This is a genomic window from Variovorax sp. P1_G12, from assembly GCF_056405555.1.
The window spans coordinates 11,864-27,224 of the sequence record NZ_JBFUBW010000017.1 but is presented as its reverse complement, the minus strand read 5'-3'; the positions used below and the strand labels follow the sequence as shown (position 1 = coordinate 27,224).

General features: G+C 68.5%; 15 protein-coding genes. 10 read left to right on the top strand and 5 right to left on the bottom strand.

Features of this window, described 5'->3' with window-relative positions; genetic code table 11:
• The first annotated feature begins 1 nt into the window (after nt 1).
• From AC1D2O_RS19975 to AC1D2O_RS19965, 3 genes are all read left to right on the top strand, one after another.
• The gene (locus tag AC1D2O_RS19975) at nt 2-1,618 is read left to right on the top strand and encodes an ABC transporter ATP-binding protein (protein ID WP_478087092.1); all 1,617 of its coding nucleotides are present in this window, start codon (nt 2-4) and stop codon (nt 1,616-1,618) included.
• Between the two features lie 538 nt (nt 1,619-2,156).
• Complete coding sequence (locus tag AC1D2O_RS19970; protein ID WP_478087093.1) at nt 2,157-2,822, top strand: cysteine hydrolase family protein; 666 nt, start codon at nt 2,157-2,159, stop codon at nt 2,820-2,822.
• 10 nt (nt 2,823-2,832) lie between these two features.
• Nucleotides 2,833-3,618 (top strand): GntR family transcriptional regulator, encoded by a 786-nt coding sequence (locus AC1D2O_RS19965; RefSeq protein WP_478087094.1) that lies wholly within the window; start codon nt 2,833-2,835, stop codon nt 3,616-3,618.
• Here the strand turns inward: AC1D2O_RS19965 and AC1D2O_RS19960 are convergent.
• Both AC1D2O_RS19960 and AC1D2O_RS19955 read right to left on the bottom strand, forming a co-directional pair.
• On the bottom strand, nt 3,552-3,728 hold the full coding sequence (locus AC1D2O_RS19960) for a hypothetical protein (RefSeq protein ID WP_478087096.1): 177 nt from the start codon (nt 3,726-3,728) through the stop codon (nt 3,552-3,554). The genes AC1D2O_RS19965 and AC1D2O_RS19960 overlap by 67 nt on opposite strands.
• Nucleotides 3,729-3,823: 95 nt before the next feature.
• The gene (locus AC1D2O_RS19955) at nt 3,824-4,627 is read right to left on the bottom strand and encodes an exodeoxyribonuclease III (protein ID WP_478087097.1); all 804 of its coding nucleotides are present in this window, start codon (nt 4,625-4,627) and stop codon (nt 3,824-3,826) included.
• A 13-nt stretch (nt 4,628-4,640) separates the two neighbouring features.
• On the opposite strand from AC1D2O_RS19955, the gene pyrE reads away from it, so the two are divergent.
• The 3 genes from pyrE to AC1D2O_RS19940 are packed head-to-tail and all read left to right on the top strand — an operon-like array spanning nt 4,641 to nt 7,046.
• Nucleotides 4,641-5,324, top strand: coding sequence for an orotate phosphoribosyltransferase (gene pyrE, locus AC1D2O_RS19950; protein ID WP_478087099.1), 684 nt, complete (start codon nt 4,641-4,643; stop codon nt 5,322-5,324).
• A gap of 24 nt (nt 5,325-5,348) precedes the next feature.
• Complete coding sequence (locus tag AC1D2O_RS19945) at nt 5,349-6,020, top strand: DUF4124 domain-containing protein (protein ID WP_478087100.1); 672 nt, start codon at nt 5,349-5,351, stop codon at nt 6,018-6,020.
• Between the two features lie 39 nt (nt 6,021-6,059).
• The gene (locus tag AC1D2O_RS19940; protein ID WP_478087102.1) at nt 6,060-7,046 is read left to right on the top strand and encodes an acyltransferase family protein; all 987 of its coding nucleotides are present in this window, start codon (nt 6,060-6,062) and stop codon (nt 7,044-7,046) included.
• Between the two features lie 132 nt (nt 7,047-7,178).
• On the opposite strand, the gene gatB is transcribed toward AC1D2O_RS19940, so the two are convergent.
• From gatB to gatC, 3 genes are read right to left on the bottom strand one after another with little or no spacing between them, the layout of a single operon-like run.
• Complete coding sequence (gene gatB / locus AC1D2O_RS19935) at nt 7,179-8,669, bottom strand: Asp-tRNA(Asn)/Glu-tRNA(Gln) amidotransferase subunit GatB (protein WP_478157787.1); 1,491 nt, start codon at nt 8,667-8,669, stop codon at nt 7,179-7,181.
• Between the two features lies 1 nt (nt 8,670).
• Entirely contained in the window at nt 8,671-10,158 is a 1,488-nt protein-coding gene (gatA, locus tag AC1D2O_RS19930) for an Asp-tRNA(Asn)/Glu-tRNA(Gln) amidotransferase subunit GatA (RefSeq protein ID WP_478089407.1), read from the bottom strand.
• On the bottom strand, nt 10,155-10,454 hold the full coding sequence (gatC, locus tag AC1D2O_RS19925; RefSeq protein WP_478089406.1) for an Asp-tRNA(Asn)/Glu-tRNA(Gln) amidotransferase subunit GatC: 300 nt from the start codon (nt 10,452-10,454) through the stop codon (nt 10,155-10,157). Before gatC ends, gatA begins: the two co-directional genes overlap by 4 nt.
• Before the next feature lie 224 nt (nt 10,455-10,678).
• Between gatC and AC1D2O_RS19920 the strand changes: the two genes are divergently transcribed.
• The 4 genes from AC1D2O_RS19920 to mrdA all read left to right on the top strand — a co-directional run bounded on the left by AC1D2O_RS19920 (nt 10,679) and on the right by mrdA (nt 15,339).
• Nucleotides 10,679-11,722 carry a rod shape-determining protein gene (locus AC1D2O_RS19920; RefSeq protein WP_077002382.1) on the top strand — a complete coding sequence of 348 codons (1,044 nt, stop codon included), beginning with the start codon at nt 10,679-10,681 and terminating at the stop codon, nt 11,720-11,722.
• 135 nt (nt 11,723-11,857) lie between these two features.
• Nucleotides 11,858-12,859, top strand: a complete 1,002-nt coding sequence (mreC, locus tag AC1D2O_RS19915; RefSeq protein WP_478089404.1) for a rod shape-determining protein MreC — start codon at nt 11,858-11,860, stop codon at nt 12,857-12,859.
• On the top strand, nt 12,856-13,377 hold the full coding sequence (mreD, locus tag AC1D2O_RS19910) for a rod shape-determining protein MreD (protein ID WP_478089403.1): 522 nt from the start codon (nt 12,856-12,858) through the stop codon (nt 13,375-13,377). Before mreC ends, mreD begins: the two co-directional genes overlap by 4 nt.
• 18 nt (nt 13,378-13,395) lie before the next feature.
• The gene (gene mrdA, locus AC1D2O_RS19905; RefSeq protein ID WP_478089402.1) at nt 13,396-15,339 is read left to right on the top strand and encodes a penicillin-binding protein 2; all 1,944 of its coding nucleotides are present in this window, start codon (nt 13,396-13,398) and stop codon (nt 15,337-15,339) included.
• Nucleotides 15,340-15,361 lie beyond the last annotated feature (22 nt).

Sequence of the window (15,361 nt, the reverse complement as noted above, 5' to 3'; positions counted from 1 at the left end):
CATGATTGCCCCCGTCGCCCCGCTTCCTCCCGCCACCGGCGCGCTGGCGCTCGACACCTACGAGCTCACCAAGCGCTTCGGCAGCTTCACGGCGATGGACCGCGTGACCCTGCACGTCGAGCCCGGCACGGTGCACGCGCTCCTGGGCGAGAACGGCGCGGGCAAGAGCACGCTGGTGAAATGCGTGGCCGGCTTCCAGCGCGCCGAAGAGGGATCGATCCTGATCGACGGCCGCGAGCAGGACATCGCCAACCCGGTGGTCGCCCGCATGCTCGGCATCGGCATGGTCTACCAGCACTTCACGCTGGCACCCGGCATGACGGTGGCCGAGAACCTGCTGCTGGCCGGCGGCAAGACGCCGGCGCTGATCGACTGGAAGCGCAAGCGCGCCGAGCTCGAGGACTTCCTGGCCGGCACGCCCTTCCGCCTCGCCCTCGACGCGCGTCCGTCGGAACTCGCGGCCGGCGAGAAGCAGAAGCTCGAGCTGCTCAAGCAGCTCTACCTGAGGCCGCGCCTCCTGATCCTCGACGAGCCGACCTCGGTGCTGACGCCGCAGGAGGCCGACGAGGTGCTGGGCCATGTGCGCGAGTTTGCGCAGAGCGGCCTGTGCACCGTGCTGATCATCACGCACAAGTTCCGCGAGGTGATGGCCTATGCCGACAGCGTCACGGTGCTGCGGCGTGGCAAGGCGGTGCATCACTGCAAGGTGGCCGACACCACGCCCGCGCGGCTGGCGGCGGCGATGATGGGCGAGGGCGAAGCGCCGCCGCCCGCCGAGGGCGACACCGCCGCGCCGATCGGCCGCGCCCTGCATGCGATGCAGCCGACCCCGCCCGACGCCCCGATCGCGCTGCATGTCGACGGCCTTCGGGCCCTGGGCGACCGCGGCACGCTGGCGGTGCATGACCTGAGCCTGTCGGTGCGTTCCGGCGAGATCCTCGGCGTGGCCGGCGTCTCGGGCAACGGCCAGCGTGAACTGGTCGAGGCCCTGGTCGGCCAGCGGCCGCGCCTCGCGGGCCGCGTGACCGTCATGGGCAAGCCCTACGCCGCCAAGCGCGAGGAGAACCGCCGCCTCAAGGTGCGCAGCCTGCCCGAGGAGCCGCTGCGCAACGCCTGCGTCGGCGACCTCAGCGTGGCCGAGAACATGGCGCTGCGCGACTTCGACCAGCCTCCTTTGGCCTGGCCGGCGTTCGGTGCCGACGTGCTGAACTTCCCGCTGTGGCGCAGCCGGGCCCGCGAATGGATCGCCGAGTACGGCGTCAAGACCCAGGGGGAGGGCGCGCCGATCCGCAGCCTGTCGGGCGGCAACGTGCAGCGCGCGGTGCTGGCGCGGGAGCTGGCCGGGGACATCAACGTGTTGATCGCGGCAAATCCGGTGTTCGGCCTGGACTTCGCGGCGGTGGCCGAGATTCACAGCCGCATCGTGCAGGTGCGCGCCCGCGGCGGTGCCGTGCTGCTGATCAGCGAGGACCTGGACGAGCTGCTCGAGATGGCGGATCGGATCGTGGTGATGAGCGAAGGGCGGATCGTCTACGAGACCGATGCTGCGACTGCCGAGCGACATGTTCTTGGCGCGCACATGGGGGGCGGTGATCACCATGCGCCGGTGGCTGCATGAGGCTCTTCGTTTCCGTTTCCTTGGAAGCGCGCCCGGCATGCGGTGCGGGCCGGACGACCCCACTGCGCCGGCCCTTCGGGCTCCCTTGCGGTGCTCGCTCCAGGCGGGGTCCGCGCAAACTCGCTGCGCTCAAACACGCGCGGCCCTTGATCCGCCTGAAGCTGCGCTCCTCAGCGGCGCAGAGGGGATCGCTCGTCCCGCACCGCATGCCGGGCTTCGGGGGGGACCCACGGACGGGCGCGCCTCCAGCGTCGAGGGCCTGCGGGTCAGAGCAGCTGTGGCGGGGGGCTGTTCACCCCCAACGTTTCCACGGCGGTGGGCGGTATGCCCCGGGCCGGCCGTTGAGGCACCGCCGAGCAGCGCAGCGGTACGCGGATCAGGGCTCGCGACTGTTTGAGCCGAAGGCGAGTTTGAGCGAGACCCCGCGTACCGCGAGCAGCGCAGGGCAGCCCGAAGGGCCGGTGACGTCGGCCGGCCCGGGGCATACCGCCCGCCGCCGCCCACGCGCCCACAACCTGACATCGTCGAAAGCCAAGACATGAAGATAGAAGCGCAACCCTTCGCCTACGAATTCGACATCAACAAGACCGCCCTGGTCCTGATCGACATGCAACGGGACTTCATCGAGCCCGGCGGCTTCGGAGAAACCCTGGGCAACGACGTCTCCCTGCTCGAGGCCATCGTCCCCGCCACGAAGAAGGCCCTCGAAGCCTGGCGAACGGCAGGCGGCCTTGTCATCCATACCAGAGAGGCCCACAAGCCCGACCTCTCCGACTGCCCACCGGCCAAGCGCAACCGCGGCAATCCCGCCTTGCGCATCGGCGACGTCGGCCCCATGGGCCGCATCCTCGTGATGGGCGAACCGGGCAACCAGATCATCGATGCGCTGGCACCCGTCGAAGGCGAGATCGTGGTCGACAAGCCCGGCAAGGGCGCCTTCTACGCCACCGGCCTGCACGAGACGCTGAAGCGGCGCGGCATCACCCACCTGCTGTTCGGCGGCGTCACGACCGAGGTCTGCGTGCAGACCAGCATGCGCGAGGCCAATGACCGCGGCTTCGACTGCCTGCTGCTCGAGGACTGTACCGAGAGCTACTTCCCCGCCTTCAAGGCGGCTGCCATCGAGATGATCCGCGCCCAGGGCGCGATCGTCGGCTGGACCGCGCCGAGCGCCGCCTTGCTGGCCGCGCTGGGCAAGCACTAACATGGCCTGTGTGACGACCGTCCGAACGCCTTCCCAGTCCGCTGCATCGGCACCCGTGTTCCGCACCCGGGCCGACGAGGTCTATGCGCAGCTCAAGCGCGACGTCGCCGAGTTCAGCCTGGTCCCGGGCGACCGCTTCACCGAGAACGAGATCAGCGAGCGCCTCGGCGTCTCGCGCACGCCGGTGCGCCAGGCGCTCTTCAGGCTGCAGCAGGAAGGCTACGTCGAAGTCCTGTTCCGCAGCGGCTGGCGCGTGCTGCCCTTCGACTTCGAACAGTTCGAGCAGCTCTACGACCTGCGCATGGTGCTCGAGACCACGGCCGTGCACCGGCTCTGCGAGAGCGACCATCGCGTCGACCGCAGCCTGCTCGACACGCTGGCCGGCATCTGGCTGGTGCCCGCCGCCCAGCGCAGCGCCGACTCGGTGCAGGTGGCGCAGTGGGACGAGGCCTTCCATTGCTCCCTGGTCGCGGCCGCCGGCAACGCCGAGATGGCGCGCGTGCACCGCGACGTCACCGACCGCATCCGGATCATCCGCCGGCTCGACTTCACCAAGCAGCCGCGCATCGACGCGACCTACGACGAGCACGCCAAGATCCTGAAGGCGATCCGCGCCAACCGCGGCGATCAGGCCGCCATGCTGCTGCGCGCGCACATCGAGACCAGCCAGGCCGAGGTGCGCAAGATCACGCTGCACGAGGTGCACATGGCGCGGCACGCGGGGCGGGCTCAGGCCGCGGAGGCCGTGCCCGCCGTCTCTGTCAGCCGCTTGCGCAGGAATTCCGCGAACGCATAGGCGATGACCGGCAACTGGCGTCCGCGCAGGCTGGCCAGCACCAGTTCGCCGCGCGGAAAGCCCCGGTCCTCGATGTCGCGCGCCACCACGTCGTGGTCGTCGCTCGACACGACTTCCGACGGCGCCTGTCACTTCTTGTAACGATTGTGTAAAAATCGCTCGTCCGCATTGGGCGGGCAGGCGCAGCAGATGGCTGCGCCGGCGTTCACAGGGAAAAGTCGTAGTCCACCGTGATCGGCGCGTGGTCGCTGAACTTGACGGTCTTGAAGATCGCCTCATGTCGCGCCAGGGCGCCGAGCTTCGGCGTCGCCAGGTGGTAGTCCAGCCGCCACCCCACGTTGTTCGCATAGGCCTGGCCGCGGTTGCTCCACCAGGTGTAGGCGTCGCCGGTGGTCTCGGGCTTGAGCATCCGGTAGACGTCGACCAGTCCTGCGCCCTCGGCGCCGGCGTCGAGCAGCTTCGTCATCCAGGCGCGCTCCTCGGGCAGGAAGCCGCTGTTCTTCTGGTTGCCGCGCCAGTTCTTGAGGTCGATCTCCTGGTGCGCGATGTTGATGTCGCCGCACAGGATGAACTCGCGTTCGCGCTTCAGTGCGCGCAGGTGCGGAAAGAAGCCCTTGAGAAAGCGGAACTTCGCCGCCTGCCGCTCTTCGCCCGACGAGCCGCTGGGGAAGTAGCAGCTGATGATCGAGAGTTTGCGCTTCGGCGTGTCGAAGCGCAGCTCGAGGTAGCGGCCCTCGGCATCGAATTCGGCATCGCCCCAGCCCACCACCACCTCGCTGGGCGCATGCCTGGTGTAGATCGCAGTGCCGGCGTAACCTTTCTTCTCGGCGAAATGGAAGTGGCCCTTCAAGCCCGCCATCTCTTCGAAGCGTCCCTCGATGTCGCTGGCCTGGACGCGGATTTCCTGCATGCAAATACAATCCGGCGCCAGTCCGCCGACCCAGTCGGCGACGCCCTTGGTGGCAGCCGATCGCAGGCCGTTGAGGTTGAGGCTGGTCAGTTTGAACACGAGGACATTCCCTATGGCTGAAAAGATGGAAAAGGACGGCGCACTGGCACAGGCGTTCGTGCAGTTTGCGCTGGAGTCGGGGGTGCTGCGCTTCGGCGAGTTCAAGACCAAGGCCGGCCGCATCAGCCCGTATTTCTTCAACGCGGGCCTGTTCGACGATGGCGCCAAGCTCGCGCGGCTGGCCGAATTCTATGCAGACCGGCTGATCGCCAGCGGGCTGGAGTTCGACATGATCTTCGGCCCGGCGTACAAGGGCATTCCGCTCGGCGCCACGGTGGCGGCCGAACTCGCGCGGCGCGGCCGCAACGTGCCCTTCGCCTACAACCGCAAGGAAGCCAAGGACCATGGCGAAGGCGGCACGCTGGTCGGCGCCCCGCTCAAGGGCCGGGTGCTGATCGTCGACGACGTGATGTCGGCCGGGACCGCGGTGCGCGAATCGATCGCCGCCATCCGCGCTGCCGGCGCCACGCCGCACGCGGTCGCGATCGCACTGGACCGGCAGGAGAAGGCGACCGAGAACGGGGTCGACGTGGACCACAGCGCCGTGCAATATGTACGCAATCAGCTCGGACTTGTAGTAATTTCCATTGCAACGCTGGACGACTTGTTACAGTATCTCTCGGGCCGCGCGGATGACGAGCTGGGCACCCACCGCCAGCACGTGCTGGCGTACCGGGCACGTTACGGCGCGGGCTGATTCAACCCGTCTGAAGGATTGATGTTGGCGAGCAAGCAAGCACTGAAGGCATTTCTGGCGTTCTCGCTGGCTGCGGCCGGCGCGGTGCAGGCACAGCAGCCCGCGCGCACGCCATCCGCCTCCGCCGGCATCTACAGCTGCACCGACGCGCGCGGGCGCACCATCACGGCCGACCGCCCGATCCCCGACTGCATCGACCGCGAACAGCGCGAACTCAACCCGAGCGGCACCATGCGCCGCAAGGTCGAGCCGACCTACACGGCGCGCGAGCAGGCCGAGCGCGAGGAGCGGGAACGCCTGACGCAACTGCAGGCGGCCCGGCTGCTGGAAGAGCGGCGGCGCGAGCGAGCGCTGCTGGTGCGCTACCCCAACGCGGCAACCCACGACCGCGAGCGCGCCGAGGCGCTGGTACAGATCGACGTCGTCATCCAGGCCGCCAGGAAGCGCCTGGGCGAACTGGCCGAGGACCGCAAGAAGGTCGACGACGAGCTCGAGTTCTACAAGAAGGACCCGAGCAAGGCCCCGGAAGCGGTGCGTCGCAAGATGGAAGACAACGCCAGGAGCGTCGCGGTGCAGAACCGCTTCATCGGCGAGCAGGAAGAGGAAAAGAAGCGCCTGAATGCGCGCTTCGACGAGGAACAAGCGCGTCTCAAGCCGCTCTGGGCGTCGAGCGCGGCTGCCGCTTCAGCGCGGTAGCGATCGGCGCGCCCTGACTGCATGCAAGGAGCCAGTCGCATGGGCAACCGAATCTTCACGCTGGACTATCTGCGCGGCCTCGCGGCGTTGATGGTGTGCATATGCCACTTCGCTCCAGCACTGTCGGGGGCAGCGGCCGAGCTCGCGAAGCACGGAGCGGTCGGCGTCCAGGTGTTCTTCGTCATCTCGGGCTACATCATTCCCTACAGCCTTCTGAAGGGTGAGTACCGGATCACGGACATCGGCCGGTTCTGGCTCAAGCGGCTGTTGCGCCTGCAGCCCACGTACGCCGTCGCGCTGCTGTTCACGTTCACGCTCTCGCTGGGGGCAGCGATGGTCAAGGGCGAGGCGCCGAAGATCTCGGTGCTGCAGCTGTCGCAGTATGTCCTGTACCTGGACGTCCCGGGCGAGAATCCGGTGATATGGACGCTCATCGTGGAGATGAAATATTACCTTTTCATCTCCATTTTCTTTCCGCTCCTCTTCTCGCGGCGCCGCCTGGTCCGCATCCTCTCGTTCTGTGTCTGTGCCGCGGTCGCCGCGTTCGGGGCCGATCAGCTGGACGTCGTCCGCCATCTTCCCTATTTCCTGATGGGATTCGTGGCCTGCTACGTCGCCATCCTTCGGATCCCCGTGGCCGAGGCCGCAGGGCTGGTCCTGCTGGCCGCCGCCGCCGCCATACCGAAGTCCTCCTACCCCGAACTGGCGGCAGGCCTCTCGTGCTACCTGGCGATCCGCTACCTGCCGGCGATGCGGCTGAGGGTGGCGCTTTTCCTGGGCTCCATTTCCTATTCCCTGTATCTCATCCATTTCCCGCTCGGAGTGAAGCTGCTCAACCTGGTGCTCCCCCGCACGCCGGAGTCGCTGCATGCCGTGTGGGTGCCGATCGGCGTTGCAGTGTGCACTGCGGCGGCCTACCTGCTTTTCAGGCTGGTCGAGAAGCCATCGAGCGAGTGGTCGCAACGGCTGCCGATATCGGCAACAAGGGCGCTGCAGCAGCGCCAGCTCAAGGCCGCGCGCACCTGAAGCAAAGATCCGGCCGGCGCAGCCAGGCCCGCTGGTGAAACACCGCGGAACCGGCTTCGCCGGGCCGCCGGTGTTGCCCCCGGCAGGGGGTGGGCGGCTACACGAAGTGAGCCAACCTGGGGGCGAGCGAGATCACCCCAGCTTGGCTTTCAGCAGCGCATTGACCTGCGCCGGGTTGGCCTTGCCCTGGCTGGCCTTCATGACCTGGCCGACCAGCGCGTTGAAAGCCTTCTCCTTGCCGGCGCGGTACTCGTCGATGTTTTTCTGGTTGGTGGCCAGCACGCCGTCGATGATCGTCTCGAGCGCGCCGCTGTCGCTCATCTGCTTCAGGCCTTTGGCCTCGATCAGCGCGTCGACGTCCTGGCCTTCGCCGGTCCAGAGGGCGTCGAAGACCTGGCGCGCCGCATTGTTCGAGATCGTGCCGTCGCCGATGCGTTCGACCAGCTTCGCGAGTTGCGCTGCCGTCACCGGGGCTTCGGTGATCGCGATGTCCTGCTGGTTCAGGCGCCGTGCGATCTCGCCCGTGATCCAGTTGCTCGCCAGCTTGGCATTGGCGCCGGCGGCCACCGCACCCTGGAAGTAGTTCGCCAGGGCCGGGCTCTGCGTGAGCTGCGCGGCGTCGTAGTCCGACAGGCCGTGATCGCGCACGTAGCGCTCGGCCATCGCGCGCGGCAGCTCGGGCATCTCGGCGCGCACGCGCTCGATCCATTCGGCCGCGATCGCCAGCGGCGGCAGGTCGGGGTCGGGGAAGTAGCGGTAGTCGGCCGCGTCCTCCTTGGTGCGCATCGCGCGGGTCTCGCCCGTGTCGGGGTCGAACAGCACGGTGGCCTGCTGGACCTGGCGGCCGTCCTCGATCTCCTCGATCTGCCAGCGGATCTCGTAGTCGATCGCCAGCTGCATGAACTTGAAGCTGTTGAGGTTCTTGATCTCGCGCCGCGTGCCGAGCTTGTCGCCGGGCTTGCGCACCGAGACGTTGGCATCGCAGCGGAAGCTGCCTTCCTGCATGTTGCCGTCGCAGATGCCGATCCAGGTGACGATCTTGTGCAGCTCGCGCGCATAGGCCACGGCCTCGGCGGAGGAGCGCATGTCGGGCTCGGTCACGATCTCGAGCAGCGGCGTGCCGGCGCGGTTGAGGTCGATGCCCGACTGGCCGATGAAGTCCTCGTGCAGCGACTTGCCTGCGTCCTCCTCGAGGTGGGCGCGCACCAGGCGCACGGTCTTGGGCTCGTCGCCGAGGAAGAAGCTGACCGAGCCGCCCTGCACGACCGGGATCTCGAACTGGCTGATCTGGTAGCCCTTGGGCAGGTCGGGATAGAAGTAGTTCTTGCGCGCGAACACGCTGCGCGGCGCGATCGTCGAGCCCAGCGCCAGGCCCAGCTTGATGGCGCGCTCGACCGCGCCCTTGTTCATGACCGGCAGCGTGCCGGGCAGCGCCAGGTCGACCGCGCAGGCCTGCGTGTTGGGCTCGGCGCCGAAGGCGGTCGAGGCGCGGCTGAAGATCTTCGAGGCGGTCGAGAGCTGGGCATGGGTCTCGAAGCCGATGATGACTTCATAGCCGCGGACCAGCGGGCCGGTGGGCCGGCCGGCCTGCAATTGTTCGGTGATGTCTTGCTGCGTCGTCATGTCAAAAGCCTTCGGGCTTGCGCTGGTGCCAGTCGGTGGCCTGCTGGAAGCGGTGCGCCGCGTTGAGCAGCTTCGCCTCGGCGAAGTAGTTGCCGATCAGCTGCACGCCGACCGGCAGGCCGCCGTCGAAGCCCGCCGGCACGCTCATGCCGGGCAGGCCGGCCAGCGAGGCCGGCAGGGTGAAGATGTCGGCCAGGTAGTCGGCCACCGGGTCGCCGCCGTGTTCGCCGAGCTTCCAGGCCACGCTGGGCGCGGCCGGTCCGGCGATCACGTCGCACTGGGCGAAGGCCTGCTGGAAGTCGTCCGCGATCATGCGGCGCACCTTCTGCGCCTGCAGGTAGTAGGCGTCGTAGTAGCCGTGCGAGAGCACGTAGGTGCCGATCATGATGCGGCGCTTGACCTCGTCGCCGAAGCCTTCCTCGCGGGTCTGGGCGTACATGTCGGCCAGGTCGCGGTAGTTCTTGGCGCGGTGGCCGAACTTGACGCCGTCGAAGCGGCTCAGGTTGCTCGAGGCCTCGGCGGCCGCGATGATGTAGTAGACGGGAATCGACAGCTCGGTGCGCGGCAGCGTGATCTCGACGCGGCGCGCGCCGAGCTTCTCGTACTCGGCCAGCGCGGCGTCGACCGCGGCGCGCACGCCGGGCGCCACGCCTTCGCCGAAGAATTCCTTCGGCACGCCGATGCGCAAGCCCTCCAGGGAATCCTTGAGCGAGCGCGAGAAGTCCTCGGCCGGGCGGGCCAGCGAGGTCGAGTCGCGGTCGGGGTCGGGCCCGCACATCGCCGACAGCAGCAGGGCGCAGTCCTCGGCCGAGCGGGCCATCGGGCCGGCCTGGTCGAGGCTGGAGGCGAAGGCGACCATGCCGTAGCGCGAGGCGCGGCCGTAGGTCGGCTTGATGCCGGTGACGCCGCAGAAGGAGGCCGGCTGGCGGATCGAGCCGCCGGTGTCGGTGCCGGTGGCGGCCGGGGCCAGGCCGGCCGCCACGGCCACGGCGCTGCCGCCCGAGGAGCCGCCGGGGATGCGGTCGGTGTCCCACGGGTTGCGCACCGGCACCGCGTGGTCGAAGCCGATCGCGGGCACGGCGACGTTCTCGTTGGCCGAGCCCATCGCGAACTCGTCGCAGCTCAGCTTGCCCAATGTCACGGCGCCGGCCTCGGCCAGCTTGCGCACCACGGTGGCGTCGAAGGGCGAGCGGTAGCCCGCCAGGATGCGCGAGCCGGCGGTGGTCGGCAGGTCGGCGGTGACGAAGATGTCCTTGTGGGCGATCGGCACGCCCTCCAGCACCGCGCCGGAGCCGGCGGCGATGCGGGCATCGGCGGCGCGGGCCTGGGCCAGCGTGAGGTCTGCGTCGAGCGCCACGAAGGCGCCGAGGTCCTGGTGGGTCCGGATCCGGGACAAGTGGTGCTGGGCGGCCTCGACCGCCGACACCTTGCGCTGGCGCAGGGCCGCGGCCAGCCCGGCCACGCCCATCTGGTGAAGTTCGCCGCTCATTCAATCACCTTCGGGACCAGGAACAGGCCGTTCTCGACCGCCGGCGCACTGCGCTGGTTGGCCTCGCGGTTGTTGGGCTCGCTCACCACGTCGTCGGCCAGCCGAAGCGTGATGTCCTCGATGGCGGCGACCGGGTGGGCCAGCGGCTCGACGCCGGCGGTGTCGACCGCGCGCATGCGCTCGACCAGGTCGAAGAAGCCGTTGATCTGGCCGAGCATGCGCTCGCTTTCGTCGGGGGCCAGCTGGAGCCGCGCGAGCGAAGCGATGCGCGCGATATCGTTGGAAGTGAGGGACATCGAAAAAAAGAGCGTTCTGACGCGAAAATCGGGCGTGTTCACCCCCCGCAAAGGTGCGTGAAACCGCGGGAGAGTCAGGGGATTCGGGTATTATCCCGCCTTTGCCGCAACCCCCGCGAACGCGCCGGCATTTGCCGCAAAAACGTTTCAAACCACCCGTCACACGACCCAAAAAAGAGGGCGATGGCTGCCGACGCGCATGCCGTGCCCCAGAGGATTCCACCATGTTTGGAGCTTTTCGTCGGTACTTCTCGACCGACCTGGCGATCGACCTCGGCACCGCCAACACCCTGATCTTCGCCCGCAACAAGGGCATCGTCCTGGACGAGCCCTCGGTCGTCGCGATCCGCCACGAAGGCGGCCCGCACGGCAAGAAGGTGATCCAGGCCGTGGGCCGCGAAGCCAAGGCGATGCTCGGCAAGGTGCCCGGCAACATCGAGGCCATCCGCCCGATGAAGGACGGCGTGATCGCCGACTTCGTGATCACCGAGCAGATGATCAAGCAGTTCATCAAGATGGTGCACCCGCGCTCGCTGCTCACGCCGAGCCCGCGGATCATCATCTGCGTGCCCTGCGGCTCGACCCAGGTCGAGCGCCGCGCGATCAAGGACGCGGCCGAAGCGGCCGGCGCCACCTCGGTCTACCTGATCGAGGAACCCATGGCCGCCGCGATCGGCGCCGGCCTGCCGGTGTCCGAGGCCAGCGGCTCGATGGTGGTCGACATCGGCGGCGGCACCACCGAAGTCGGCGTGATCTCGCTCGGCGGCATGGTCTACAAGGGCAGCGTGCGCGTCGGCGGCGACCGCTTCGACGAGGCCATCATCAACTACATCCGCCGCAACTACGGCATGCTGATCGGCGAGCCGACGGCCGAAGTCATCAAGAAGAACATCGGCTCGGCCTTTCCGGGCTCCGAAGTCAAGGAGATGGAAGTCAAGGGCCGCAACCTCAGCGAAGGCGTGCCGCGCAGCTTCACGATCAGCAGCAACGAAGTGCTGGAAGCCCTGACCGATCCGCTCAACAACATCGTCTCGGCCGTCAAGAACGCGCTCGAACAGACCCCGCCCGAACTCGGCGCCGACATCGCCGAGCGCGGCATGATGCTGACCGGCGGCGGCGCGCTGCTGCGCGACCTCGACCGCCTGCTGGCCGAAGAGACCGGCCTGCCGGTGCTGGTGGCCGAAGACCCGCTGACCTGCGTGGTGCGCGGCTGCGGCATCGCACTCGAGCGCATGGACCGCCTCGGAAGCATCTTCACTAGTGAATAGCTCGCCCCCAGGTCGCGCGCACTTCGTGTCGCGCTCCCACCCCCTACCGGGGGCGGCGCCTGCGGCCCGGCGGAGCCGGTTCCGCGGCACCTCCCGAACCATTTAAATAGCGCTGCTGTCGTGGCATAAAGCGTCATGCCGCTTGGCACTCTCGATCGAACTGCACCGCCCCTCTTCAACCAGGGGCCGTCGGCGCTGAGCAAGCTGATCTTCTTCAGCGCGCTGGCGCTGTTCCTGATGGTGGCCGACGCGCGCTTCCACCTTGTGCAGCCGATCCGGCTGGCGATCGGCACGGTGCTCTATCCGGTGCAGTGGCTGGCGCTCAAGCCGGTGCAGCTGGTGGCCGGCGGGGGGCGCTACCTGGAGGACCTGCAGACCGCGCAAGGCAACGAGGCGGACGCCCGCAAGGCGCTCGCGCTGCAGTCCGAGCGCGCCAGCCAGGCCGACACCCTCGCGCAGGAGAACGCGCGCCTGCGCGCCATGCTCGAACTGCGCCAGACCACCCAGACCCCGGGCCGGGTGGCCGAGGTGCTCTACGACGCGGCCGATCCGTACACCCGCAAGCTGGTGATCGACCAGGGCCTCACCAACGGCATCGTGCCCGGCTCGCCGGCGATCGACGAGCTCGGCGTGCTCGGCCAGGTGACGCAGGTGCAGCCCTTCTCGAGCGAGATCACGCTGGTGATCGACCGCGACCTGGCGATCCCGGTGCAGAACGTGCGCACCGGCGCGCGCAGCGTGGCCTTCGGCGACGCCAGCGCGCACGGCGGCGGGCTCGAGCTGCGTTTCATGCAGGCGAATTCGGATGTGCAGGAAGGCGACGTGCTGACCACCAGCGGTGTCGACGGGGTCTATCCTCCGGGTCTGCCGGTGGCGAAGATCGACCGCATCGAGCGCCGTGCCGACTCCGCCTTCGCGCGCATCCATTGCCTGCCCGTGGCCCGTGTGAGCGCGGCGCGCTATGTGCTCGTGCTCGCGCCCACCGGTGCCCAGGCGGTGCCGAAGCCGACCCCGCCCAACTCCCCCTCGGCCGTCGCCGCGAAGAAGAAGGCCGACAAGGCGGATGCCAAGGCCGACGCCAAGGCGGATGCGAAAGCGGCCAAGAAGACCGACAAGAAGGAAGCGGCCCCGCGATGATCATGCGTCCCGGCCAGCAGCAGCTTCTGCTGCCCGTCAGTCCTCTGTTCATGTGGGCCAGCCTGATCATGGCCCTGCTGTTCAACATGGTGCCGCTCGGCCGCGCCGCCTGGACGCCCGACCTGCTGGCGCTGGTGATCGTGTTCTGGAGCGTGCACCAGCCGGCGCGCATCGGCATCGGTGCGGCCTTCGTCTTCGGCCTGCTGATGGACGTGCACCAGGCCGCCATGCTCGGGCAGCATGCCCTCTCCTACACCACGCTCGGTTTCCTGGCGACCATGGTGCACCGGCGCCTGCTGTGGTTCCCGCTCTTCTCGCAGGCGCTGCAGGTGCTGCCGCTGTTCGCGCTGTCGCATCTGATCGAGCTCGCGATCCGCATGATCGGCGGCGGCGTCTTCCCGGGCTGGACGCTGCTGCTGGCACCGGCGCTGGAGGCCGCCCTGTGGCCGCTGGTCAGCCTGGTGTTGCTGGCGCCGCAGCGCCGAACCCCGGAACCCGATGCCAACCGGCCGCTCTAAGATGGCGCCCGCTGCTGCATGACCGAAATCCGCAACGTCGCCGCCGACCTCTCCCGCTTCAGGCGGCGAGTGATCGTGATTGGCGCGGTCGTGCTCGTGGCCTTCGGGCTGCTGTGCACGCGGCTGGCCTACCTGCAGGTGGTCCGGCACGAAGACCTGGCCGAGCAGGCCGAGAGCAACCGCACGGCGATCGTGCCGGTGGTGCCGAACCGCGGCCTGATCCTCGACCGCAGCGGGATCGTCCTGGCCTCCAACTACTCGGCCTACACGCTCGAGATCACGCCCTCCAAGGCCGGCAATCTCGAGGACACCATCGATGCCCTGACCGAGGTGCTCGAGATCTCGCCGCGCGACCGCCGCCGCTTCAAGCGGCTGCGGGAAGACTCGCGCAGCTTCGACTCGGTGCCGATCCGCACCCGCCTGAGCGACGAGGAAGTGGCTCGCTTCGCGGCCCAGCGCTACCGCTTTCCGGGCGTGGAGATCAAGGCCCGGCTGTTCCGCAACTATCCCCACGGCGAGCTGGCCAGCCACGTGCTGGGCTACATCGGCCGCATCAACCAGGCCGAGAAGACGGCGATGGAAGACTGGGAAGACGAGGACCTGGCCAACTACAAGGGCACCGAGTACATCGGCAAGCTCGGCGTCGAGCAGAGCTACGAGAAGACGCTGCACGGCCAGACCGGCGTCGAGCAGATGGAGACCTCGGCCGGCGGCCGCGCCGTGCGGCGGCTCGCCGCCCATCCGGCGACGCCCGGCAACACGGTCATGCTGTCGCTCGACATCAAGCTGCAGAAGCTGGTCGAGGACATGTACGGCGAGCGCCGCGGCGCCCTGGTCGCCTTCGACCCCAAGACCGGCGAGATCCTGGCCTTCGTGAGCAAGCCCACCTTCGATCCGAACCTGTTCGTCGAGGGCATCGACACCGAGAGCTGGAAGGAGCTCAGCGAGTCGCTCGACAAGCCGCTGCTCAACCGTGCGTTGCGCGGCACCTATCCGCCGGGCTCGACCTACAAGCCCTTCATGGCGCTGGCTGCGCTGCAGACCGGCAAGCGCGGCCCCAGCGTGCTGGTCAACGACCCCGGCTACTTCAACTTCGGCGGCCACCGCTTCGGCAGCCCCGAAGGCAACATCGGCAACGTCGACATGCGCCGCTCGATCCAGCTGTCGAGCAACATCTATTACTACTCGCTGGCCAACGAGATGGGCGTGGACCTGATCCACGACGCGATGAAGCCGCTGGGCTTCGGCCAGATCACCGGCATCGACATCGGCGGCGAGGTGCGCGGCGTGCTGCCCAGCACCGAGTGGAAGCGCCACGCCTACCGCCGGCCCGAGCAGAAGAAGTGGTATGCCGGCGAGACCATCTCGCTGGGCATCGGCCAGGGCTACAACACCTTCACGATGCTGCAGCTGGCGCAGGCGACCTCGATCGTGGCCGATGGCGGCATCAAGCATCGGCCGCACCTGGTGCTGGCGATCCGCGACACGGTCACCGGAGAGGTCAAGCCGGTGGTGCAGCCGCCGGCCGAGAACCTCGGCTACAAACCAGCCGACATCGCCGTGGTCCGCGAGGGCTTGACCGCGGTGGTCACCGCCGGCACCGCCCGCGGCGTGTTCGCGGGCGCCGGCTACCAGGCCGCCGGCAAGACCGGCACCGCGCAGGCCGTGACGCAGGCGCAGAACACCAAGTACAACGCCAAGGCGCTCGAGGAGCACCAGCGCGACCACGCCCTGTTCATGGCCTTCGCGCCGGTCAACGACCCGAAGATCGCGGTGGCGCTGATCGTCGAGAACGCCGGCTGGGGCGCGGGCGCCGCGGCGCCGATCGCGCGCCGCGTGTTCGACTACTGGCTCATGAACCAGTATCCGAGCGAGGCCGACATGGCGGCCATCCAGATCGGCAAGGCCACGGCGCCGATCGGCAAGCCGCGCGTGGCGAGCGAAGTCGCCTGGACGGATTGAGCTCGCCCCCAGGTTGCCCGGC